At 62.3% G+C, this 24,946-nt stretch carries 17 protein-coding genes; 6 read left to right on the top strand and 11 right to left on the bottom strand.

From position 1 onward, the window contains the following. The first annotated feature begins 8 nt into the window (after positions 1 to 8). The 5 genes from SAB01S_RS12365 (at position 9) to gloA2 (ending at position 7,964) form a co-directional block, all read left to right on the top strand. Positions 9 to 1,835: an alpha-amylase family glycosyl hydrolase gene (locus SAB01S_RS12365; protein WP_439646673.1), complete on the top strand. Its 1,827-nt coding sequence runs from the start codon at positions 9 to 11 to the stop codon at positions 1,833 to 1,835. Between the two features lie 17 nt (positions 1,836 to 1,852). Further along, the gene (locus SAB01S_RS12360) at positions 1,853 to 3,460 is read left to right on the top strand and encodes an alpha-glucosidase (protein WP_062733414.1); all 1,608 of its coding nucleotides are present in this window, start codon (positions 1,853 to 1,855) and stop codon (positions 3,458 to 3,460) included. Between the two features lie 53 nt (positions 3,461 to 3,513). Continuing rightward, on the top strand, positions 3,514 to 5,526 hold the full coding sequence (locus tag SAB01S_RS12355) for a glycoside hydrolase family 97 protein (RefSeq protein WP_245646480.1): 2,013 nt from the start codon (positions 3,514 to 3,516) through the stop codon (positions 5,524 to 5,526). A 200-nt stretch (positions 5,527 to 5,726) separates the two neighbouring features. Beyond that, entirely contained in the window at positions 5,727 to 7,577 is a 1,851-nt protein-coding gene (gene ilvD, locus SAB01S_RS12350; protein ID WP_062733373.1) for a dihydroxy-acid dehydratase, read from the top strand. A gap of 9 nt (positions 7,578 to 7,586) precedes the next feature. Beyond that, complete coding sequence (gloA2, locus tag SAB01S_RS12345) at positions 7,587 to 7,964, top strand: SMU1112c/YaeR family gloxylase I-like metalloprotein (RefSeq protein ID WP_062733411.1); 378 nt, start codon at positions 7,587 to 7,589, stop codon at positions 7,962 to 7,964. A gap of 24 nt (positions 7,965 to 7,988) precedes the next feature. On the opposite strand, the gene SAB01S_RS12340 is transcribed toward gloA2, so the two are convergent. The 11 genes from SAB01S_RS12340 to hmgA all read right to left on the bottom strand — a co-directional run bounded on the left by SAB01S_RS12340 (position 7,989) and on the right by hmgA (position 24,348). Further along, on the bottom strand, positions 7,989 to 10,205 hold the full coding sequence (locus tag SAB01S_RS12340) for an amylo-alpha-1,6-glucosidase (protein ID WP_062733371.1): 2,217 nt from the start codon (positions 10,203 to 10,205) through the stop codon (positions 7,989 to 7,991). 10 nt (positions 10,206 to 10,215) lie between these two features. Beyond that, positions 10,216 to 11,304, bottom strand: coding sequence for a glycosyltransferase family 4 protein (locus SAB01S_RS12335; RefSeq protein ID WP_062733370.1), 1,089 nt, complete (start codon positions 11,302 to 11,304; stop codon positions 10,216 to 10,218). Positions 11,305 to 11,413: 109 nt separating this feature from the next. Next, positions 11,414 to 13,921 (bottom strand): DNA ligase D, encoded by a 2,508-nt coding sequence (gene ligD, locus SAB01S_RS12330; protein WP_062733368.1) that lies wholly within the window; start codon positions 13,919 to 13,921, stop codon positions 11,414 to 11,416. Next, entirely contained in the window at positions 13,918 to 14,397 is a 480-nt protein-coding gene (locus SAB01S_RS12325; RefSeq protein ID WP_062733366.1) for an MgtC/SapB family protein, read from the bottom strand. Before SAB01S_RS12325 ends, ligD begins: the two co-directional genes overlap by 4 nt. 4 nt (positions 14,398 to 14,401) lie before the next feature. Then, on the bottom strand, positions 14,402 to 15,298 hold the full coding sequence (ku, locus tag SAB01S_RS12320; protein ID WP_062733365.1) for a non-homologous end joining protein Ku: 897 nt from the start codon (positions 15,296 to 15,298) through the stop codon (positions 14,402 to 14,404). A gap of 113 nt (positions 15,299 to 15,411) precedes the next feature. Continuing rightward, complete coding sequence (locus tag SAB01S_RS12315; protein WP_245646478.1) at positions 15,412 to 16,893, bottom strand: CehA/McbA family metallohydrolase domain-containing protein; 1,482 nt, start codon at positions 16,891 to 16,893, stop codon at positions 15,412 to 15,414. 68 nt (positions 16,894 to 16,961) lie between these two features. Beyond that, on the bottom strand, positions 16,962 to 19,994 hold the full coding sequence (locus SAB01S_RS12310) for a TonB-dependent receptor (RefSeq protein WP_062733363.1): 3,033 nt from the start codon (positions 19,992 to 19,994) through the stop codon (positions 16,962 to 16,964). A gap of 91 nt (positions 19,995 to 20,085) precedes the next feature. Continuing rightward, entirely contained in the window at positions 20,086 to 21,006 is a 921-nt protein-coding gene (locus SAB01S_RS12305) for a FecR family protein (protein WP_157078339.1), read from the bottom strand. 4 nt (positions 21,007 to 21,010) lie between these two features. Beyond that, positions 21,011 to 21,505: an RNA polymerase sigma factor gene (locus SAB01S_RS12300; protein WP_083951324.1), complete on the bottom strand. Its 495-nt coding sequence runs from the start codon at positions 21,503 to 21,505 to the stop codon at positions 21,011 to 21,013. 222 nt (positions 21,506 to 21,727) lie between these two features. After that, positions 21,728 to 23,020 carry a fumarylacetoacetase gene (gene fahA / locus SAB01S_RS12295; RefSeq protein ID WP_062733360.1) on the bottom strand — a complete coding sequence of 431 codons (1,293 nt, stop codon included), beginning with the start codon at positions 23,018 to 23,020 and terminating at the stop codon, positions 21,728 to 21,730. Beyond that, positions 23,017 to 24,348 carry a homogentisate 1,2-dioxygenase gene (gene hmgA, locus SAB01S_RS12290; protein ID WP_439646672.1) on the bottom strand — a complete coding sequence of 444 codons (1,332 nt, stop codon included), beginning with the start codon at positions 24,346 to 24,348 and terminating at the stop codon, positions 23,017 to 23,019. The genes fahA and hmgA overlap by 4 nt, the downstream gene beginning before the upstream one ends. Positions 24,349 to 24,420: 72 nt before the next feature. On the opposite strand from hmgA, the gene SAB01S_RS12285 reads away from it, so the two are divergent. Then, on the top strand, positions 24,421 to 24,888 hold the full coding sequence (locus SAB01S_RS12285; protein WP_245646477.1) for a MarR family winged helix-turn-helix transcriptional regulator: 468 nt from the start codon (positions 24,421 to 24,423) through the stop codon (positions 24,886 to 24,888). Positions 24,889 to 24,946 lie beyond the last annotated feature (58 nt).

The raw sequence follows: 24,946 nt of genomic DNA, 5'->3' as shown, positions 1-24,946 counted from the left end.
ATTTCCCGATGGGACGACCGGCCACGGCCCTTTACATGACAGCCGCCGCGATGATCGCGGCCATGGGCTGCGGGGCGGCCAGCGCGGACACGCTTACCGAATTAAGAGCGCGCACGCCCGAGCAGGAAATCGTCTATTTCGTCCTGCCCGACCGGTTCGCCAATGGGGATCAGAGCAACGACAAGGGCGGGCTGCGCGGCGGCCCGCTCCAGACCGGCTATGATCCGACATCCCGCGCTTTCTATCATGGCGGGGACCTTAAAGGCCTGACCGCCCGGCTCGACTATATTCAGGGACTGGGCGCGACCGCCATCTGGCTGGCGCCGATTTTCAAGAACAAGCCCGTCCAGGGCGGACCGGGCGAGGAGAGCGCCGGCTATCACGGCTATTGGGTGACGGACTTCACGCGGGTCGACCCGCATTTTGGCACCGACGCCGATTTCAAGGCGCTGGTCGAGGCGGCGCATGCGCGCGGCATGAAAGTCTATATGGACATCATCGCCAATCATACGGCCGATGTCATCCACTATCGGGAGAGCGCCGGCAGCACGCCGCTATATCGCAGCAAGGCTGACTATCCCTTCTCGCGTAAAGGCGGGCTGACCGGCCTGGCAATCAACAGGGGATTTGCGGGCGATCAGGACGCCAGCGCCGCCAATTGGGCAAAGCTTGAGGACCCGTCCTTTGCCTATACGCCCGTTATTGCCAAGGGTGAGAAGACGGTCAAAGTGCCCGCCTGGCTCAACGACCCGATCTATTATCACAATCGGGGTGACACCGACTGGCGCGGCGAGAGCGCACAATATGGCGATTTCGTCGGCCTCGATGATCTTGCCACTGAAAATCCGCGCGTCGTCTCGGGCTTCATCGACATTTATAAGGGCTGGATCGACCGCTTCGGGATCGATGGCTATCGAATCGACACGGCCAAGCATGTGAACCCCGAATTCTGGCGCGCTTTCATTCCTGCCATCCGTTCGCATGCCGCCGCCAAGGGCATTCCAAATTTCCACATCTTCGGCGAAGTCGCGACCGGCGATTACGATCCTGCATTGCTGGCGAGCTGGACCCGCAATGCCGCTTTCCCGGCGGTTCTGGATTTCGCGTTCATGCGCGCGGCGGTCGATGCGGCAAGCGGCAAGAGCGGCACCGATTTGCTTGCGCGCCTCAGCGACGATGATGCGCTGTATGAAGGCGGCAAGGCTGCCGCGCTGCAATTGCCGACATTCCTAGGCAATCATGATGCCGGTCGCTTCGCCTTTTTCCTGCGAGAGGCCAAACCGGCCATGTCGCCCCAGGAGGAGCTGGCCCGTATGACGCTGGGCCACGCGATGCTGCTGACCCTGCGCGGCGTCCCGACCATCTATTATGGCGACGAGCAAGGCTTTGCCGGCACCGGCAATGACCAGCAGGCGCGGCAGGATATGTTCCCTTCAAAGGTTGCCGAATATAATCGGGACCGGCTGGTCGGAACGAGCGCCACCACGGCGGCCGACAATTTTACGACCGATCATCCACTTTATGCCGAGATTGCGCGCCTTGCCCGTCTGCGGGTGGCGACCCCGGCGCTGTCGCGGGGCGCGACCATGGTGCGCGCCAGTTCGGACAAGCCAGGCCTCTTCGCCGTGTCGCGCTTCGACCCCGATAATGGCCGCGAAGTCCTGGTCGCCTTCAACACCAGCGATGCGCCCGTCGCGACGCACATTGCCATCGATCCTGAAAGCCGGACTTTCTCCAGCCTGTCGGGCGCATGCCCGGCCACGGCCACCGCGCCGGGCAGCCTGACGCTGCGCCTGCCTGCCTTTGGCTATGCCGTCTGCGCGGCCCAACCCTGAATGCTTTGGAATATGCCATGACCCCTGATCCGCGTGCGACCGACCTGCCCTGGTGGAAAGGCGCCGTCATCTACCAGATTTATCCGCGCAGTTTTCAGGACAGCAATGGCGACGGCATCGGCGATCTGGCCGGCATCACCCAGCGGCTCGAGCATGTCGCCAGCTTGGGCGCGGACGCCATCTGGATTTCGCCCTTCTTCACGTCGCCTATGCGCGACTTTGGATACGACATCGCCGACTATTGCGGAGTCGACCCGATCTTTGGCACGTTGGCCGATTTCGATGCACTGGTGGCGCGGGCGCATGAGCTAGGCCTCAAGGTCACGATCGATCAGGTCTATGCGCATACGTCCGACCTGCATGACTGGTTCGTCGACAGCCGCGCCAGCCGATCGGGCGACAAGGCCGACTGGTATGTCTGGGCCGATCCCAAGGCCGACGGTACGCCGCCCAATAACTGGCAGTCCGTCTTTGGCGGGCCGGCCTGGACATGGGACGCGCGGCGCGGCCAATATTATATGCACCAGTTCCTTTCCAGCCAGCCGCAGCTCAACGTGCATAATCGCGCGGTGCAGGATGCGCTGCTGGCCGCCATGCGATTCTGGCTGGACCGGGGCGTCGACGGTTTCCGTCTCGACGCGCTCAACCATTCGATGCACGACCCGCGGTTGCGCGACAATCCGCCGGCGCCCCACGATGGCAAGCCGCGCACCCGGCCATTTGATTTCCAGATCCGGCGCTATAACCAGTCGCATCCCGACGTCGTCGGCTTTGTCGAGCGCATCCGGACCCTGTGCGACGACTATGGGGCGGTCTTCACCATGGCGGAAGTGGGCGGCGACCTCGCGGAAAAGGAGATGAAGGCCTATACCGCCGGGGACAAGCGCCTGAACAGCGCCTATGGCTTTAATTTCCTCTATGCCGACAGGCTGACGCCCGCTCTGGTCAAGGACACGATCGAGCGCTGGCCTGATGAGCCCGGCACCGGCTGGCCAAGCTGGGCTTTTGAAAATCATGATGCGCCCCGCGCCCTGTCGCGCTGGTGCGCGCCGGAGGATCGCGCCGCCTTCGCCCGATTGAAGATGGCGCTGCTGATCGCGCTGCGCGGCAATGCCATCCTGTATCAGGGCGAAGAACTGGGCCTGACCCAGGTCGATATTCCATTCGAGCGGCTACAAGACCCCGAAGCGATCGCCAACTGGCCGCTGACACTGTCGCGCGACGGCGCGCGCACGCCGATCCCCTGGAGCGCGAGTGCGGCACAGGCGGGCTTTTCCAACAGTGAACCCTGGCTCCCCCATGGCGACGATCATCTGGCACTGGCGGTCGATTCACAGGACGCCGATCCTGCGTCGCTGATGAACCTCACCCGCCATTTGCTGGCGTTGCGCAGGGCCAATCCGGCGCTGCATCATGGTGCGCTCGACATCCTGATCGCCGATGATCGCACGTTGGCGTTTCGCCGGACAGCGGATGGACAGTCCACCCTGTGCCTGTTCAACCTGTCAAATCAGCCGGTGCCGTGGCCGGATCAGATCGCCGCTTCCAATCATCTACTGTGCACCATCAACGACGCCGCGCCAGGCATCCTGCCTGCTTATGGCGCCTTGCTGATCGAGGAATGAAAATGAGTTCCGTGTTGACGATGACATTGCGCGCCTGCGCGCTCGCCCTGCCAATGGCCGTGGCATTCCCGGTATCGGCGCAGGACAGCCGGCCTTCTGTGACCGCGACCTCGCCCGATGGCAGCATCGCGCTCACAGTGTCCACCGACAATGACAGCAGGCCCGTCTGGTCGCTTTCGCGTAAGGGCAAGCTGCTGATCGCGCCGTCGAAACTGGGCTTCATCCTGACCGACGGGCTCAACATGGTGCGCGGCTTTGCCATTGCAGGGTCTGAAAAAGGCAGCGGCAAGGATCGCTGGGAGCAACCCTGGGGCGAGCGTCGGTTCGTCACCGACAATCATAATGAGCTGCTGGTCCGCTTCAAGCAGTCCGATGTGCAGGGCGCGCGGCTGATGAATGTGCGGTTCCGCCTGTTCGATGACGGCGTGGGCTTTCGCTATGAATTGCCTGAGCAGCCCGGCCTCAAGACGATGCGCATCGCCGACGAGACGACCGAGTTCGACATCGCGCCGGAAGGGACGGCCTGGTGGATACCCGGCGGCGAATGGAACCGCTACGAACAGGTGTACCAGAAGACCCCGATCGACGCGGTTTCCACTGCGCATACGCCGATCACCATGCGACTGGCCGACGGCACGCATCTGAGTTTTCACGAGGCGGCGCTGGTCGATTATGCGGGCTATTGGCTGAAACGCGCGGACGGCCGTAAATTCCGCACCACGCTTGCCCCGTCGTCGCAGGCGGCGCGCGTGACGCGCGACCTGCCCTTCAACACGCCGTGGCGCACCATCCGCATTGCCGACGATGCGGCGGGGCTGGTCGAAAATGACCTGGAACTCAACCTCAACGAACCCAACAAGCTGGGCGATGTCAACTGGTTCACCCCGGCCAAATATATCGGCATTTGGTGGGGGATGATAAGGGGCGACTGGTCCTGGGCAGAAGGCCCCAAGCACGGCGCCACTACCGAACGGACCAAGCAATATATCGATTTCGCCGCGAAAAACGGCTTTCGCGGCGTGCTGGTCGAAGGGTGGGACAAGGGCTGGAATGGCGACTGGTTCGGCCATGGCGATGATTTCAGCTATACGCAGGCGACGCCCGATTTCGACCTGCCCGCCCTCGCGGCCTATGCCAGGCAGAAAGGCGTCCGATTGATCGGGCATCATGAAACCGGCGGCAACATCGCCAATTATGAGGCGCAACTGGATGATGCGATGGCGCTATATGGACGGTTGGGCGTCGATGTCGTCAAGACCGGCTATGTAGCCGACGCAGGCGGCATCATTGCGCCGGGCGATGCTCCGGGTGAAACGCGCATGGAATGGCATGACGGCCAGCGTATGGCGCAGCATCACCTGAAAGTCGTCGAAACCGCCGCGCGCAATCATGTCGCGGTCAATGCGCATGAACCCATCAAGGATACGGGCCTGCGTCGCACCTACCCCAATTGGGTCGGACGCGAAGGTGCGCGCGGTATGGAATATAATGCCTGGGGCGCCTTCGCCAACGGGCCGGATCATGAACCGACCCTTGTCTATACCCGGATGCTGTCGGGGCCGATGGACTTCACGCCGGGCGTTCTGAGCCTGGAGGGCGCGCAAAAAGCGCCGCTCGCCTCCACTTTGGCCAAGCAATTGGGCCTGTATCTCGCCCTTTATTCGCCGATCCAGATGGCGGCCGATTTCATCGAGACATTGGCCCAATACCCCAAGGAGCTGGCGTTCATCCGCCAGGTGCCGGCGGACTGGTCGGAAAGCCATCTGGTCGCAGGCGAAGTCGGCGATTATGCGATCTTCGCGCGCAAGGACCGCAACAGTGATGACTGGTATGTCGGGGGCGTCAACGACGCGACCGCGCGAACCGTACCGCTTACTTTCGATCAACTCGAACCCGGCAGAGCCTATACCGCCACCATTTACAAGGATGGAGACGGCGCGACCTATCTGACGGAAGCGCGCCATCGCATCGCCTATGAAACGAGAACGATCCGCAAGGGCGACCGCTATGACCTGTGGCTGGCTCCCGGCGGCGGCGCAGCGATCCGCCTGACCCCGCAACGATAATCGGCTTCCGGCCTTGAAGGCCGGTTCCCCCGCCGCCGGGTTGGACTGCACGCTGGTCCGGCGGCCCCCTTTCCCCCATTTTGCAGGCACCGCTGTCGGCAAGAAAATGACGCCTGCGCCAGTAAAAAGGAATAATTTGTTTCAATATGACGGCCCAGCCGGTAGAGGAGCCGCCTCTCCCCGCTAAAGGACCCTGAATCATGCCTGCCTATCGTTCCCGCACCACCACCCATGGCCGCAACATGGCGGGCGCGCGTGGCCTCTGGCGCGCGACGGGCATGAAGGACGAGGATTTCGGCAAGCCGATCATCGCCATTGCCAATAGTTTTACCCAGTTCGTGCCGGGCCACGTGCATTTGAAAGACCTGGGCCAACTGGTCGCACGCGAGATCGAAGCCGCTGGCGGCGTCGCCAAGGAGTTCAACACGATCGCGGTTGATGACGGCATCGCGATGGGTCATGGCGGCATGCTCTATTCGCTGCCAAGCCGCGACCTGATTGCCGACAGCGTCGAATATATGGTCAATGCCCACTGCGCCGACGCGATCGTGTGCATTTCCAATTGCGACAAGATTACGCCCGGCATGCTGATGGCCGCGATGCGGCTCAACATTCCCGTCGTGTTCGTGTCGGGCGGGCCGATGGAAGCCGGCAAGACGGTCGTGCGCGGCAAGAAGGTTGCGCTGGACCTGGTCGATGCCATGGTCGTCGCGGCCGATGAAAGCTACACGGACGAGGAAGTGCAGACCATCGAGCGCTCCGCCTGCCCCACATGCGGCAGCTGTTCGGGCATGTTCACCGCCAATTCGATGAATTGCCTGACCGAAGCCCTGGGCCTGTCATTGCCCGGCAACGGATCGACGCTGGCCACGCACGCTGACCGCGAGCGCCTATTCCGCGAAGCCGGGCATCTGATCGTCGATATCACGCGGCGCTATTATGAGCAGGACGACGACAGCGTCCTCCCCCGCTCCATCGCCAGCTATGCCGCGTTCGAAAATGCCATGAGCCTGGACATCGCCATGGGCGGATCGTCCAACACGGTGTTGCATCTGCTGGCGGCCGCTTATGAAGGCGGCGTGGACTTCACCATGGCGGATATTGATCGCCTGTCCCGCCGCGTGCCATGCCTGTGCAAGGTCGCGCCCGCCAAGAATGACGTGCATATGGAAGATGTCCATCGCGCTGGCGGGATCATGGCGATTTTGGGTGAATTGGAGCGCGCCGGGCTGATCGACGCATCGCTTCCCACGGTGCACAGCCGCACGATGGCGGACGCGCTCGCCCGTTGGGACATTGGCCGCAGCAATAGCGAAGAGGTGCGCAACTTCTATCGCGCCGCGCCCGGCGGCGTGCCGACCCAGGTGGCGTTCAGCCAATCGATGCGGTGGGAAGAGCTGGACACCGACCGCGAACAGGGCGTGATCCGCTCCGCCGAGCATGCCTTTTCCAAGGATGGCGGCCTTGCCGTCCTGTTCGGAAACCTCGCGCCCGAAGGCTGCATCGTCAAGACCGCCGGCGTGGACGAAAGCATCCTCATCTTCCACGGCACGGCGCGCGTCTATGAAAGCCAGGATGCGGCGGTCGCGGGCATATTGGGCAATGAAGTCAAGGAAGGCGACGTCGTCGTCATCCGCTATGAAGGGCCAAGGGGTGGCCCCGGCATGCAGGAAATGCTGTACCCTACCAGCTATTTGAAGTCGAAAGGCCTGGGCAAGGCCTGCGCGCTCATCACCGATGGACGTTTTTCGGGTGGCACATCGGGACTGTCGATCGGCCATGTCTCGCCCGAAGCGGCCGAAGGCGGCCTTATCGCGCTGGTGCAGACGGGTGATCCCATCGTCATCGACATTCCTGCCCGTGTGATCAAGGTCGACCTAGACGACGCGATATTGGCGGAGCGCCGCGCCGAAATGGAGGCGCGCGGCGCGAAGGCATGGAAGCCCTTTGGCCGGAAGCGGGAAGTCTCGCCAGCGCTGCGCGCCTATGCCGCGATGACCACCAACGCGGCCAAGGGCGCCGTGCGCGACGTCAGCCAGATCGAGCGTTGACCCGTGGCCTTGCGCGGCGTCCATCACATCGCGATCATCGGATCGGACTATGCGCGGTCGCGCACCTTCTATCACGAGGTGCTGGGCTTGCCGATTGTGCGCGAAGTCTATCGGGCGGCGCGTGACAGTTGGAAATGCGACCTCGACGCCGGGAACGCGCAGATAGAATTATTCTCCTTCCCTTCCCCGCCTGAACGACTCACCCGGCCGGAGGCGCGCGGGCTACGCCATCTGTCCTTTTCCGTTGACGATCTGAACGCGGAGATCGCGCGCCTGGCCGACCATGGCGTGAGGTGCGAGCCCGTTCGGGTGGACGAATATTCCGGGCAGCGTTTCACCTTTTTCAGCGATCCCGACGGATTGCCGCTGGAATTGTACGAAAGCTGAGCGCTACTGGCGGACCGTCGCCTGTCAGGCGATGGTAACGATCCGCGCGCTACCCGACCGCCCGAGCGGACGGACCACCACCTTATCCTCCATGCGATCGAAGCCGATGTCGACCGCACTCGCACCAATCTGCAAACCCCGCACCGTCAATTGCTGGAGAAAGGCTGGCATGATCGGTTCGCGCAGGCAAATCTCCTCTTTCTGCACGTCAAAACCCAGGCCAAGGCAGGATTGGACCAGCGACAAGGGCGTCGCGGCCGACCAAGCCTGCGGACTGCATGCGACGGGATAGAATGTTGGCCCTTGCGACCGACGCCGGGGGAAACCGCAAAAGAGTTCGGGCAAGCGCATGAGGTCGACATAGGTCGCCGCGCTGAACATTCCTTCGAAAATGCGGGCCGCCTCCCGCCGGAAGCCATAGCGCGAAAAGCCGGCCGCAATCAGCGCGTTGTCATGCGGCCAGATCGACCCGTTATGATAGCTCATGGGATTATATCGTGCTTCGGTAGATGCGACCGTCCTGACGCCCCAACCGGAAAAGGACGCCGGCGCCATCAAGGTCGAAACGACATTTGCGGCGCGTTCATTCAGCGCCAGGCCGGTATAGAGAACATGGCCCGCATTGGATGCGCGCACGCGGCAGGGTCGCTTTTCGCCATCTAGCGCCAACACATAGCTATTGAGCTTCGCGTCGAAAAAGGCCGCGTCAAACCGATGCCGAAGGTCCTCGGCGCGGGCGCGATAGCCCGTGGCGCGAACCATGTCGCCAGTGGCTTCAAACAGATCAGCGGCGGCCCGCCAGGCGCCAAAGACATAGGCCTGAACCTCGGCAAGCGCGATTGGCCCGCGCGCGATCGCGCCATCGGCATGGAAGACGGAATCATGGCTGTCTTTCCAGCCCTGGTTTTGCAAGCCCTGATCGGTCAGCCGCCCATATTCGACGAAGCCGTCCCCGTCCCTGTCGCCATGGTCATCGATCCACGCCAACGCTGCTTCGACCTGCGGCAGAATGCCGCGCAGGAAGCCGATGTCGCCCGTGCGTTCCAGATAGGCGCCGGTCAGCATGACGAAGAGCGGAGTTGAATCGATGCTGCCATAATAATGGCGAAACGGAACCTCGCCCAGTTCGGCCATTTCGCCACGCCGCACTTCGTGGAGGATCTTGCCGGGTTCAGCATCCGCCGCAGGGTCGAAACTTGTTGCCTGATGCGCGGCCAGATAACCCAGCACGCCGCGCGCCAGCGCCGGATCGAGCCAGAGCATCTGCAGCGCGGTTATGATGGCGTCACGGCCAAAAACCGTGCTGAACCAGGGGATGCCGGCATAAGGATACGGGCCATAGTCCGTGTCCGTGGACAACATGGCAATGTCGGAAACGGAGCGGCCCGCGACTTCGTTGAACAGAGCATTGGACGAACGCAGGGTTCCGCTGCGCTTCCGCGCCTGTTTCGCGCCCTGCATCGCCTCTCGCAAGGTCGCGAGATATTCGAACGGCAGGCTTTGCGAAGGCTCGGCCGCATTGCTGCAGATGCGCATGAACAGGGTGCAGCGCTTGCCCGCCGGAACGGTCATGTCGAACCGCGCGTTCGCCGAAGTCAATTCATCGGGCACGGGTTCGAATTGAATATGCGTGAAGCGCTCTACGTCATCCAAGCCGACATAGGATAGCCGTACCTGGGCATCGGCAACGTCGGGCGCGTGCGCTGTGCCTCTTTGCTTGCGGGTCATGCCGCGAATTTCGAATAGGTCGGCAAAGTCCGCCGCAAAGCTCACATCGATCCGGATATCGCGATCCTCCGCATCGAAATTCCGCACCGTCACCCGCTCATAAACGGCGCCCCGCCACAAGAAGCGCGTTCGCCGCAGATGGATAAGGTCATGTTCCACCGTGACGCGCCCGTCCTCATCGAAAAAGTCCGGGTTGGTGAGGTCGCAGGTCAGCATCGTGTTGTCGTCGCGGACGGCCGAACTGAGCAGGATCGGGCGCAGACCATTGATCGTCAGATAGAGATGCGACAGGTGCCTCGTGTCGCGATAATAGAGGCCTTCCGGACTGCCCGGCCCAGCAATGGCGTCGCCGCTGTGATCGAAGACGGCGAAACTTTCACCATGTTTGAGCGTACGGGGCCGCCTCTCCGCCAGCGAGGCTGTGGCGGGAATGAAGAATTGAGTCTGGCCTTGCGAGAGCATCTGCCCCGGATCAAGGTCTGCCGGGACGGGGTTAGGCTGAACTGACGTCATGCGCGCTCCCTCAGGCGATCAACAGGTCCTGCCCTTCGCCAACCAGGGAGGTCAGACGTGGCGATGCGCGACCGGTGATGATATCCTCATAGACGCTGACATAATCCCGCGCCATCCGCGCCGCCGTGAACCGTGCGTCGAAAACGGCGCGTACGCCAACGCGATCAAGCTGGCACGCCGCATGGACGGCAGTGACGGCCTCGGCTTCGCTGTCGACGATGAAGCCGGATACGCCATGATCGATGACTTCGGGGACCGATCCGCAGCGGAACGCGATGACCGGCGTGGCGCAGGCCATCGCCTCGATCATGACGAGGCCAAATGGTTCGGGCCAGTCGATCGGAAACAGCAGGGCGGCGGCATTGCCGAGAAAGTCTGCCTTCTGCTGCTCATTGATCTCGCCGATATATTCGACATTGTCATGCGCTCGCATCAGGGGTTCGATTTCCTGCTCCCAATAAGCGCGATCAACCGCGTCGATCTTCGCCGCCATCTTGAGCGGCATGCCGGCTTCGACCGCGATCCGGATCGCGCGGTCGGGGCGCTTTTCCGGCGAGATGCGGCCGATGAAGGCAAGATAGCCATCCTTCGTCTCGGTCTTTGCGGGCAGGAGGTCGGCGGGCAGGCCATGATAGATGGTGCCGCCCCAATTGACCGGCGGCATCGGCAAACGCTGATGATCCGAAATCGACACGAGGCAACTGTCGGGAAAGGCGCGATAGAGCGGCACGAGGTCCGGCAGGTCGAGCCGGCCGTGCAGTGTCGTGACGGCACGATCCAGCATGTCGCGCACCATCGGCATATGCAGCACATCGATATGGAAATGCAGGATATCGAATTCGTCGGCGCGGCGGCGAACTTCATCCAACAAGATCATGTGGTGCGGAATTGCATCCCTGACATGCGGGTTGAGACGAAGCGCCATGGTGGTGATCGGCACAAGCTTTGCCGACGTAACGGAATCGCCGCTGGCAAAAAGGGTGACGTCATGCCCCTGCTGCACCAGTTCCTCGGTCAGATAGGATACGATGCGTTCCGTCCCGCCATAGAGTTTGGGGGGAACGCTTTCGGCCAGAGGCGCGATTTGGGCAATCTTCATGCGATGATCCTCTTACGACGAAGCGCCGTCCCCCAACGCGCTGACGATGGTGAAAATCCTGCCCGATCGGGAAGTTGCATGGGCGACCAGCAGCTGGTCGCAAAAAGCTTCAAATGTCCGGCAGCGACTGCGCCGCGAAGCCCCAGCCTTTCAGTTGGCCCGCCCGCTCGATCAACTGATTGGCGTCGCCTATATCGAAAGGGTGCGCGTTCTTGAACTCGTCCAGTTCATCCCAGGCGATCGGCACCGCGACGGGGGCACCGGCGCGCGCGCGGGCGGAAAAGGGCAGCACGGCCGTACTGCCCCGCTGGTTGCGGAGCCAGTCGATGAAGATGCGGTTCTTTCGCTTCGCCTTGCTCATGGTAGCCACGAAAGCATCTGGATCAGCGGCGCTCAGAGCCTGCGCAAAACGAGACGAAAAATCCTTGTGGGTTTCCCAGTCATGACCGGGTGTCAGCGACACGACGACATGGACGCCCTTCCCCCCTGACATCATGGCAAAGGATATCAGCCCGAGATCTTCCAGCGCGCTGCGGATATGGCGAGCGGCATCGCGAACCCGTCCAAAGTCCATCCCTTCGTCGGGGTCCAGATCAAAGATCATGCGATCGGGCTGTTCCACCGCGTCCGCCCGGCTGCCCCAACCATGAAATTCGATCGTTCCCATCTGCACGCAGGTCAGCAGGCCATCGGCGTCCTCGACATACAGATAATCCTCCGTGCCGCCGCCCTTCTCGGCAATGGGCACATGATGCACCGCCTTTCCGAATGCGCCGCTGTCATGCTTCTGGAAAAAACATTTGCGCGCCCGGCCTTGGGGGCAGCGCACAAGACTGATCGGGCGATTGGCGGCGAAGGGCAGCATCAAGGGCGCGATACGGGCATAATAGTCGGCCAATTGTCCCTTTGTCTGACCGCTGTCGGGGAAGATGACGCGATCGGCGCTGCTGATCTTCACGCCGATGGCGGCCTTTGGCGGGGTCGCAGGCTTTTCCGGCGTGACATCCTTAGCTTTCTTATCCGTCCGCAGCCCAAGGAAGCTGGCATGGCGAACGCGCCCTTCACCGGTGAATTCGGCAAAGGCAATTTCCGCGACAAGTCTGGGCTTGATCCAGCGTGAGCCGCGCGCATCGCCATTGGGCACGTCCAGCGGCGGCTTTTCAACGGCAAGCGGCGTCATTTCTTCGGCCAGATCGTTCATCATATCGGCGTTGAAACCCGTACCGACCTTGCCCTTGTAGACGAGAGCGCGTCCCTCCTTCTGGGCCAGCAGCAGGGATCGGAAGGGCCGACCCTTGGCGTCGCTTTCGATCCAGCCGACTATGACGAATTCCTGCCGCCGCGTGCATTTAACCTTGACCCAGCTGCGCGTGCGCCCGGATCGGTAGGGCGCATCGACCCGCTTGGCGATGATGCCTTCCTGATGGGCGTCACACATGGAGCGGTAGAGTTTTTCGCCAGCGCCTATGACATGGTCAGCGACATGGACAGGTGGCGCAGCATCGTGCAGCAGCGCCTCCAGCCGCTCCTTCCGCTCGATCGTCGACAAGGGCCGCAGGTCCATGCCGTCGAGCGAGAGGAGGTCGAAGGCAAAGAGGTTGAGCGGCGCATTCTCCTGCTCAGCGCCATGACCGCGCTTCAGGACGGATTGGAGCGAGGAAAAGCTGGGATTGCCGTCCGTGCCAAAGGCGACGATTTCGCCGTCGATCAGGGCTGGCGGCAAGTCGAGCGCAGCAAGGCTGCGCACCAGGGCGGGAAACTTCTCGGTCCAATCGAGGCCGTTGCGGGTGAAGACCCGTACCTTATCCCCCGCGACAGAGATTAAGGAGCGATAGCCGTCAAATTTGATTTCATGCAGCCAGTCATTGCCGGTCGGCACATCGTCGACCAGCGTGGCCAATTGCGGGGCCACAAAGGCCGGGGCCCGCGGGGCCCTTCGCTTCGTCTTACGTTTGACGTCGGCGTTATGATCCCGCGCCGATTGCATCGACTTGGCAAAATCGTCTTTCCTGGCGCCGGCGAGCGAGTGGCTCGCCTGTTTGTCCGCCGCGATTTCAGCCATTGATCGGCCGGTGAGGATGCTTGTCAGCGCCTTGTCCACCAAGGCCTCGGACGGACCGGCGGCATCATCCTCGACCTTGCGCAGCAGCCAGTTTTCGCGCTTCTCACCGGGGCGCCCTTTCATCCGGACGAGCAGCCATTCCCCCTTCATCCGTTCGCCATGAAGGATGACATGCAAATGCCCCTTGTCGAGGTCCTTTGCGCTTTTGCCCGGCACCGGTTCCCAGCGCCCCCGGTCCCAGAGCATCACCGTGCCGCCCCCATATTCTCCCTTGGGGATAACGCCTTCGAAATCCCCATAGTCGAGCGGATGGTCCTCGGTGCGCACGGCAAGCCGCTTGTCGGCAGGGTCCAGGCTCGGCCCCTTGGTAACGGCCCAGCTTTTGAGGACGCCGTCTATTTCGAGACGGAAGTCCCAATGGAGACGTGTGGCGGCATGTTTCTGCACGACGAAGCTGTTGCCGGACCTTTTGGCGACAGCGCCTTTGGGTTCGCGCGTGCGCCTGAAATCACGCTTGGCATTATAGGTTGCGAGCGGGTCCTTGGCACGCGTCACCGGTCATCCCCCTGACGAACCCTTTTGAGCCAATAATCCTCCGCAACGCCGAGCAATGTCAGCATCACCACCGCCACGATCGCCGCACTGATGACGAGCGGCCATTGCCCCGCGCCGCAGGCAATGCCGATCATCGCGGCTAGCCAGATATGGGCTGCTGTCGTCAGATTCTTGACTTCGCCGCGATTGAACACGATCAGCCCCGCCGCGATGATCCCGGTAAAAGCTGCGGACGCCTCAAAGATGCGCAGCGGATCAATATTGCCATCAAGGCCGAGCTGATTATGAAGCGCGATCGCACTGATCGTCATCAGCGCACAGGTGAAACATAATATGCCGTGGGTGCGCAGACCGGCGGCATGCCCGCGCAATTCCCGGTCAAGGCCGAGCAGCAGACCCAAGAAAGCCGCGGCGCCCAAGCGCAACAGGATCGGACCATCGATCATGTGCAAGGGCGTGGCGGCATTCAGTATCATGGGGTCAGGCGCTCTTCTTTCGAGCGGTGGTGGCGCGGCTGCGCGAGGGCTTGGATTTGGCCGTGCTCCGCGATGTCGCTTTCTTGGTCGCGCTTTTCTTTGAAGATCCGCTACCGTCACCCACCGATTTTTTGAGCGCGGCCATCAGGTCGATGACATTGGCGCCGCGCGAAGGGGCGTCTTCCTCGACATCTTCGATCACGCGCTTGCCCTTGGCTTTCTTCTTCTTTTCGATCAGCTGATGCAGCGCATCAACATAGCGGTCGTGAAATTCCTCCGGCTTGAAGAGTCCGGTCTTTTTTTCGATGATCGTGGTCGCCAGGTCGAGCAAGTCGGCATCGGCTTCCATGTCGGGAAGGCTGCGAAAATAGGTTTGCGCGCGCGTCACTTCATCGGCGTAGCGAAGCACTTCGAGCACAAGACCCCGTCCGCAAGGCTTGAGAGACACCAGTTGTTCGCGGCCGCGCACCGACAATTGGCCCAAGCCCACTTTCTTGGTGCGGCGCAGCGCATCGCGAAGGACCGCATAGGCCTCTTCCGCCAGGTCATCGGCGGGTAGCACGAAATAGGGCTTTTCATAATAGAGCACGTCGATGGCGTCGGCTTCGACGAACTGGACCAATTCCAGCGTCTTGCGGCTCTCGATCTTCACCGCTTCAATCTCGTCCTGCTGCAACAGGACATAATTGCCCTTGGACAGTTCATAACCTTTGAGGATTTCATCGGGGTCGACCGGCCCGACGCCGCTCACGACCTTCTCATATTTGATGGGCTTGCCGCTTGGCTCATGGATCTGGCGGAAGGAGACCGCAGCGCCGGACTTGGTGGCGGGATAGATTTCCACCGGTATGGATACAAGGGCCAGCCGAATCTGACCCTGCCAATATGCGCGTGCTGCCATGGGAAACCTCCGCCGGAACAGCGCGCAGGCTGATTGAAAGTTCCGATAGCAGAACGAACCGGCAGATGGTTTGGCGCGCTGTCCGAAGTTTAGCGAAGAAAGACTGAGTGGGGCTAATCCCTGACGGGCCGCGGCGGCAACCCCTTAGCTGCTGTGTCCGATGGCCTCACTCTCAGATAGACGGGATTGCCGTAGAACCACAAATCTTGCCACGGATTTTCGCCAACGACATCGGGGCTGGGCTCCCCTTCCGTCCTGTTCGTGCCGCGCACGCGAATATAGCCCGGCCGGTCCGGTGCTTTCATGTGATGCTCCATTACGAGAAAGGCCCCATCATGGCGCCAATCCCGGGCGGTGAAGCGGCGCACGACATGCGTGGTCGGATTATGCCCTGCGCTGGGCGCCCCCACCACGCCGGAGATAAGGTCGACATGATCGAGCACCGGAATGTCGCCACCGCCATTGGCGCTTTGGGCAGGGCGAACCCGGATGACGACATGCATATCCTCCCCCGGTCGCACATCCAGCGTCTCACCCGTTGACGCAGAGCGCCCCGGAGCATCGCCAGCGGCGACGCTGACATCCAGCCGGTCGATAAGGTCGCCGGTGACGGCAAAGACCCGCCCCTGGCGCAAGCCGCCAAGGATGTCCGCCGCGTCCGGTGCCGCAAAAACCCAGGTCTTTGCATATTCGCCCGGCCAGAAATCGGCGCCGCCTTCGCTCCAGTGACCATGGGAATCCGATGTGGCGGTGATCGTCCAGTGCAGCCCCTGCCCCAACAGCCCGTCCCATGCGCCCCCAAGGGTTGCCACCATCTGATCGAAACCGCCCATGGTGGGATATCCTCCATAGAGGCCCCGTGAACCATGTGCGGCATCAAGGCCGGCTTTGGGTCGGGCGGCCTGATGGCCGGGCGCGCCCTCCATGCCGATCGCGATGTCGGGCGCAGTGGCGTGCCAGAGCCGGAATTCGTCCGGCGCATGCAGACCCCAAATGCCCTTGCCTGTCGCGGTGCGTGAGGGATGATTGGCGATCAGCACGGGCTTTTCCGGCAAGCCATTCATGTAGCGCAGCGCGGCGATCATGCGCGGTTTTTGATCGCGCGCCGGATCGGCCGGAAAGACATCGCGCTCAGCAAAGCGCGATTCCAGGTCGCGCAGCATGTCCCCTTCGGCCGGACCATGGGGTAGGATGAGGCTGGCATGCTCACCGCCCGGAACGTCAAATTCCATGCCATAGAAGAGAATGAGATCGGGTTGAGCCTGGCGCGCCGCCACGACGTCCGGCCAGGCGCGCGCATGATTGAGTGCGGAATGGTTCGGCCCGCCATGATCGGTCGCCACCATCCAGTCCAGCCCGAACTGTCGCGCCTTCTGCGCATTGAGAAGGATGCTGTGCCGGGAATCGCCACCGATGATGGGGTCGGGCGCATGGTCGGGATGGTCGGGATCGATCCGATAGCGCGCGCTGTACACGCTATGGACATGATGGTCGCCGGCCAGCCAGCGACGTTCGATCTTCGTCTGGGCGGACGCTGACGAGAGAGAAGTCAGCCCCAGGGCAAGGGCATAGGCAAGCAGCGATCGCAGCATCATCTCATGAAATCTCCCAGCGTCATGCGACCCCGGCGAGGTGATGCCCGGGGCCGCATGGGCAAGTCGCGTCAGAATTTCGCCCGCACACCCACATTCAGGGTGCGGCCGAACGTGTGGATTTCGCTGACCTCCGCTGCCGTTCCGGCATAGGAAACCTGCCGCTCGTCAAGGATGTTCACCGCCTGGAGGAACAGTTCGACATTGGGCCGCAACTGGTAGCTTGCGCCCAGATCAACGATGCCAAAGCCCTTTTGATAATAGGCCACGACGTCTTCCGCTGTCGGCAGCGATGTCACATTCGCGCCCGAATCCGTCATGTAGCTGCTGCGATAGGTGTAGCTGACATTGAATTCGAATGGCCCGGATTCAAAGAAGGGGGTGATCGAATAGCTGACGTCGGACACCCCCTGGATACCGGCCGACTGGGTTCCCACAGTCGATGTATCGAGTTCCAGCTTCGTGGTGGCGAAGGTCGCGGTTGCGGTCACACCAAGGCCGAAGGGCAATTTGTTGGTATAGCCAAATTCGATGCCGGTGATTGTCGCATCGCCCACATTGGTGGGCGTCGCCACCAATATGTCGACCGGCAGCGTCGATCCGTCGTTGACCGCAAAGGCCAAGGTGCGCGTTTCGAAGTCCGATGCGATATAATCGCTGATGTCCTTGTGGAAGGCCGCGGCGGTGAAGGCCCCGAACCTGTCGAAATACCATTCGAACGACATGTCGAAGTTCCACGACGTATAGGGTCGCAGATTGGGATTGCCGGCAGCGGCGGTGAGGTTGAGGTCCGGGTCATCCAGCGCGGCTGCGCCCAGATTATAGATGTTCGTGACCGTAACGCTGTTGGTGTTGATCGAATTGCGCAGTTCCGAAAGCGACGGCCGGGTCATGGTGCGCGCGACGCCAAGGCGCAGTTGCACATTGTCGGTGAATTTGAACGTCGCGTTCGCGCTGGGCAGGAATTCGGCATAGCTGGCGCGGGTCGTGACAGGCGTGACTTCGGTGGTCACCCCGCCTTCGCCATCGGGGACTGGCGAAATCGTCGTGCCGCGCACCTGCGTCTTGGTGCGGACATAGCGCAGGCCGATATTCCCGGTGACAGGCACGTTGCCCACGATGGATTCGAAATCGAGTCGTCCATAGCCCGCCGCAATATCCTCATCGATACGATAGGAATTCTGGAGATCGGCGGCGGTCGGTTCCAGATCATAGGCATCGGGGCTGACGCCGTCATATTCGCTGCCCAGCGTGTAGGCAGCGTTGAACAACGACCAGTCGACATTGCTCCAGGGCTGGCGATTGACGATCGACTGGTCAAAGGCGTTGGACGGGACGGGATACTGCAGAAAAGCGTCGGTCCGATCGAAGCCATCGCGCAAGACAGTGCCACTGCGATCGCGGCGCTGATAATCGCGATACCGATCCGACAGCTGGCCGCCAAAAAGCAATTTGGTGAGGCGAAAACCACCAAGACCAAAATCGAGGTCGCGCTTGACGTTGAGGACGAAACTCTTGTCTTCATCCACCGAATTGATCGGCCGCACCGCGAAGCTTTCGAACGGCATTGCGGAGGGATCGGTCAGATCAAGGTCGGAATAGAGCGAAGTGATCCGCTTGTCGCCAACGACGTCGTTGCTGATGTCGAACGTCAGGTTGCCGCCCGCGCCATTGGCCGTGCGATACTGAACGCGCTGGATCGGGGTATCGAGATCGCTGCGGGCCTTGGCATAGCTGACGCGCGGCTCGACCTGCCAGCCGCCCAGGTCGAGCTTCAGCTTGGCATTGAGTTGCAGATTTTCGTGCGACTGATCCATATATTCGCTGTAGTTGCGAATACGCGCGCCATTGATCGTGCCCGCTACGAGCCGGCCATCCTCGACCACGGCGCTCGACACATCAAGGTTGGCGATCTGGCTGCCGATATAATAGCTCAGGCGCCGTTCGGTCACTTGATTGTTGAACTTGGAATATAGCCCGTCAATGTCGACTTCGACATTGGACGCGGGTCGCCATTGCATGCCCAGAACCGCGCTGATGCGCTCGCGATCCTCGGTTTCCAGATAGGGCTGAATATCACCGGGCGCGCGCACTGTGCCCAGCCCTTCGATATCGACGTCCTGCCAGCCAAAACGCAGCCGGTCGAACTGGACCTTGCGTTTGGAATAGGAGACGCCGGCCAGCAGGCCGAACGTCTTGTCTGCATTGTGCCAGCCGGCCGACAGCGTGCCATTGGGGTTCAGCGTGTCGGTCCGCTCCTCATAGCCGCCGTAGGCATTGGCCGCGATGAAGGAGTCGCGATCGAGCGGGTTGATGAGGCGGATATCAACGGTCGATCCGATGCCGCTTTCCACCAGGTCGGCGGTGGGCGACTTGATGACGACGATGCTGTCGATCAGGGTGGCGGGCAGCACCTGAAGCCGGAACTGGCGGCCGGACTGGCCAGAATTGCGAATATTTTCATTATAGGCGAGCGGCATGCCGTCGAAGGTCACGGCCTGAAAGTTGGGGCCAAGACCCCGTACGCTGATGAACTGTCCTTCGCCCGCTTCGCGCACAATGGTGACGCCCGGCACGCGTTGCAGCGCCTCGGCAACGTTGAAGGCCGGCAGCTTGCCAATGTCGGCAGCGACGATTGCATCCGCGATCGAATCCGCATTGCGCTTCACGTCCAGCGAGCGGCCGACACCGTCGGAAAAACGTGCGGTGACGATGATATCGCTACCCTGCGCCGTTATATCAGTCGCGCCTGCCGGCGTTTGAGCGGCCGCCGCCGACTGAGGGCGCACGATCAGCGCCCCCGCGCGATCCTGCACGATCGTCAGTCCGGTGCCAGCGGTGAGCCGGCGCAATGCGGTTTGCGCATCATAGACGCCCGACAGGGCCGGCGCGGTGCGGCCGGCCACGGCCGCGCGGGTGAAGAGGATGTCTTGGCCGCTTTGGCGTGCAAGCTGTTCAAGCGCGCGATCCATCGGCTGCGCCGCGATGCGGACCTGCACGCGCCGATCCGCCTGCTGGGCCTGGCCGGCGGCCGGGATGGCGATGGCGCAAAGGGTCAGGGCCAGCTCCGCCGATCGGCGGAGCTGCCGTTTGGAGTTGATCATGCAATATGTCCCCGTTCGGGCGCTCCCCGCGAGCGCCTCTCCTCCCTCGTCGCCTGAGGTCGGAGATTCCCCACCTGATCGGGAAAATTTTTTATCGAGCAGCCGAAATTCGGATCGCGTCCTTTTCGGATGACACGTCAACCGGCAGCAAAAGGGCGAGGGAGCGCGCAAAGGCATCCGGATCACCGATGCGATAGACGCCGCTCAGGCGCAGGGAGGCCGCCTGCGGATCGGACACCAGCAGAGGTCGGTCGGCGTAGCGGTTCATTTCCGCCGTCGCCTGCGCCAGAGTTTCGTCGCGAAAAGCCAAGCGACCGCTTTGCCAGGCGGTCAGATCGTCAAGCTCCGGCCGATCGAGCCGATCCTCCCGTCCCTGCGCCATGGCGATCCGTTGTCCGGCAGCCAACAGGACCGGACGGACCGGCGCATTTACGCGCGCGCTGCCTTGCAGGGCCGTGAATGCCACCTGATCCTGGTCCCGTCGCACGTCCAGCTTGGCGGCTTGCGCAACGGCGCTACGAGAACCGGCGTCAATCACGAATGGCCGAGGATCACGCGCAATGTCCAGGCTGACCCTGCCGGATTGCAGAGACAGGCGACGCTCGCTGTCTCGGGCGCGAAACCGGACGCGAGTATCGGTGTCGAGCATGATGCGCGTGCCATCATCCAGGATGAAGCGACGCTGTTCCCCCACGCCTGTTTCAAATACACCGGCGCGCGCCTGTTGCCAGCCAAGGGACAGGCCGCCCGTCAGCATCAGTCCTACGCCGCCGGCCATGACGGCGCGGCGTGACATGCCTCGCGCCACATGCGGGCGGGGCGGGTCGGCGCGCAGACCGCCGACAGCGTCCCAGATGGCGGAGGCCCGGTCGAATGCGCGCGCGTGTGTGGCATCGGCGGCCAGCCATGCGCGAAACCCTGCTTCATCCTGCGCCGATCGGGTGTCGGCGTGAAGACGCGCCAGCCAGTTCGCCGCCTGCCGGTCTACCGTGTCCGGCTTGCCGCGGAACATCACGTCACCAATTCTCCATCCACTCGGCCAGATGGGCCATGGCCCGCGCAATATGTTTTTCCACGGCGCTCTGGCTGATCCCCAATTGCTGGGCGATCTCGCGATATTTACGACCCTCGAGCCGATACATCAAGAAAATCTGGCGTGTGCGGGGGCTAAGCTGTTCGACGCCGGCGCGCACGCGTTCCAAGCGCTGGCGCGCGATCAGCACTTCGTCCTGCAAGGGACTATGGTCGGCTATGAGGGCGAAGGCGTCATCCCCCACCAGTCCCCAACGCTGTTCGCGGCGATAGGCGTCAATACCGCGATTGGCCGCCGTTCGGGCGATGAAGGCGTCAGCATTGTCAGGGCCGGCGTCGCGCGAAGCGCTTGCGACCCAGGCGTCATGCAACAAATCTTCCGCATCGTCGCGGCGCGTCATGCGCGCGACCTGGGAGCGTAGCCGGGTCCAGGACAGGCTCGACACACTCTTGCGCATTGCGAGGTTCGACAGGTTCATGCGCGGCCATCTAGAAAGGCGGCCATACATTTTGATGACGGGTCGAAGTCAGCGCGATGACAGGCGCCAGACCGCAAAATGACGATGGTGCGCCATGCCGATCGCGGCAGTCATGGAACATTCATGCTGGGCGGCTATTGTAACCCCGTCACTCCTTCCCCCCTTTGGAGTGACCCTCCCTGAACCTCGGCTCCGCCGGCACATGCCGGTGGAGCCATTTTCTTATGCGCGGGCGGGCAGGATGGTGGCGCGGCATTCCCCAAAGCCGATGGACGCAAACCCCTCGCGATGGGCGCGCGCCTCCAGCAGCACTTCGTCGCCATCCTCCAGAAAGCTGCGACGTTCGCCGGACGGCAGGGTGACGGGCGTTTTGCCGCCCTGAGTCACCTCCAGCAGACTGCCAAGCGATCCCTGGTCCGGTCCCGAGATCGTCCCGGTGCCCAGCAGGTCGCCCGGCGTCAGGTTACAACCATTGGAGGCATGGTGGGTGACGATCTGCGCCGCCGTCCAGTACATGGCCTCGGCCCGGCTCTGGCTGAGGCGGAAGGGCGGCATTCCGGCGTCCCGCATTTTCGCAGTGCGGATGGAGACGGCGAGGTCAAGCGCCAGTCCGCCATGACGCTGATCCTGCGCGTCGAGCAGATAGGGCAAGGGCGCTGGGTCGCCCTGCGGCCGGGCGGGCTGCGCCTGACGGAAGGGCGCGAGCGCTTCGGGTGTTATCACCCAAGGGGAAATGGTCGAATGGAAATTCTTGGCGAGGAACGGCCCGAGCGGCACATATTCCCACGCCTGGAAATCTCTTGCCGACCAGTCGTTGAGCAGGCAGAAGCCCGCAATATGGTCGGCCGCGTTCTGAACCGGAATGGGATCACCCAGTTCATTGCCCTGCCCGATCCAGATGCCCAGTTCCAGTTCATAGTCCAGCCGCGCGCTCGGGCCAAACCGCGGTTCGGCGGCATCGGGGGCCTTTGACTGACCCTTTGGCCGCACCACCGGCACGCCTGATGGCCGCACCGAAGACGCACGCCCATGATAGCCGATCGGCACATATTTATAGTTGGGCAGCAGCGGATTGTCAGGGCGGAACAAGGTGCCGACATTGGTGGCATGATGAATGCCGACATAAAAGTCGGTATAATCGCCGATGCGAGCGGGCAAGTGGAGGATGCAATCCGCCTGGGCGTGAAGCGCCGGCGTAAAGGCAGGTTGCGCGTCCCGATCACAGAGCAGGCGCGAAAGCGCATGGCGCAGCGCGACCCGGTCCGCGACTGGCAGCGCCAATATGCGGTTCAGGCTGTCATCGTCGAGCAAAGGCTTAACGGCGTCGGGCAGTCGATCGCCTATAGCGGAAAGATCAAGAATATGGTCGCCGATCGCAACGCCGGGACGGGCTGCGCCATCGCCCAGAGAAAAAATGCCGAGCGGCAGATTTTGCACCGGAAAATCTGGATGGCCGATGGCGCTGTCGACCCAGCATGGCAGGTCGATGGCGTGGGTTTCGTCAATGGCGGTCACATATTGTCTCCTTGGACGGGCAGGCGCGCCTTGGCGAAGCCCGACCAGCAGGCGTCATAATCGCGCTGCGCGAAATCGGCCTCGGCGGCGAAGCGGGTGGGGCGGAAAGGCAGGCGGCCTTCAAACATGAAGGCCATGGTCGCCTCTATCTTATGCGGAGCGAGCGACGCGGCGACGGCATTTTCGTAACTGGTGCGGTCGGGGCCGTGGCTGGCCATCTGGTTATGCAGCGATGCGCCGCCCGGCGCGAACCCACCGGCCTTCGCATCATAGGCGCCGGTCACGAGCCCCATGAATTCGCTCATCACATTGCGATGGAACCAGGGCGGGCGGAACGTATCTTCGGCCACCATCCATCGCGGCGGAAAGATGACAAAGTCGCAATTGGCCACGCCAGGCGTATCGCTGGGGCTGGTCAGCACCGTGAAGATCGAGGGATCGGGATGATCATAGCTGACCGTGTTGATGGTGTTGAAACGGCGCAGATCATAGCGGCATGGAGCAAGATTGCCGTGCCAGCCAACCACATCGAACGGGGAATGGGGCAAGCGCGTCGCCCATAAATGGCCCTGAAATTTTTGGATCAGTTCGAACGGCGCGTCGACATCTTCGAACCAGGCGGCCGCGGTTTCGAAATCGCGGGCGTTCGCAAGGCCGTTGGCGCCGATTGGCCCCAATTCGGGCAGACGGAACAGCGCGCCATAATTTTCGCAGATATAGCCGCGCGCCACTCCGTCCAGGGGCGTGACCTGAAAGCGAACGCCGCGCGGGATAAGCGCGATCTGCTGCGGCGCGACCTCGAGCCGGCCAAGTTCGGTGGTGATCCGCAGAGTGCCCTGTTGCGGGACGATCAGCATCTCGCCATCGGCATTGAAGAAGGCGCGAGCGTCCATCGAACGGTTGCAGGCATAAAGATGGACGGCGAAGCCGGCGGCTGCGGTGACATCACCATTGCCGCAATAGGTGACGATACCGTCTATGAAGTCCGTCGGCTCGGCTGGTATCGGCAGCGGATCCCAGCGCAGGCGATTGGGAGAAGGCGGCAGGTCGGAGAAAGGCGCAGAGGCGAAATGTCGCGCGCCAGGATAAGGACGATAGGCCCCATGCTGAGCCGTGGGTCGCAAACGATAAAGCCAGCTACGGCGGTTGTCCGCGCGCGGGGCGGTGAAGGCCGTGCCGGAAAGCTGCTCGGCATAGAGGCCGAAGGGGGTCTTTTGCGGTGAGTTGCGGCCGACCGGGACAGCGCCGGACACGGCCTCCATCACGACATGATTGGCAAAGCCGGGGGTCATCCCGGCCGATATGCCATCTGGATCCGGACTGAGCATCGCCCTCTCCTATAGTTTCATATGCAACCAATATAGGCTTTGCGGGAGGTGTGTCAAATGATAGCCTTGGTCATGACCATCGCCTCCTTGCGGCTTGACGCTTTTCTGCCCTATCGCCTGTCGTTCACGACCAATCTGGTGAGCGACGCGGTCGCCAGCGCCTATGAGGAGGCGTTCGGGCTGCGCATTCCCGAATGGCGCGTGGTCGCGGTGGTGGCCGAACATCCCGATGGCGTGACGCAGCAGGCAATCGGTCTGAAAACGCGGATGGACAAGGTGACGGTGAGCCGCGCCGCAAGCGCCCTGATCGACCGCGACCTGTTGCAAAGGACGCCAAACCCAGCCGATCAGCGGTCGCACCTGCTGATGCTGAGCACCGCCGGCACTGCTCTGTACCGGGCGATCGTCCCCCAGGCGCTTGCACTGGAAGAGCAGATATTCGGTTCGTTCACCCAAGCGGAACGGGCGCAATTGGTTGCGATGCTGCGCCGAATCGATGCGATCGTGCTGGCGAGGACTGTGCAAGCCGCCGACGCATAGCGCGCCTAACCCTCCTTGATTACATATGTTGAACGACACAGCCATATTGTGGCAGGGT

Origin of the sequence: Sphingobium abikonense NBRC 16140, from assembly GCF_001598335.1 — a bacterium.
In the GTDB taxonomy this organism is placed as follows: Bacteria; Pseudomonadota; Alphaproteobacteria; order Sphingomonadales; family Sphingomonadaceae; genus Sphingobium; species Sphingobium abikonense.
This window is presented reverse-complemented; position numbering and strand designations above follow the sequence as displayed.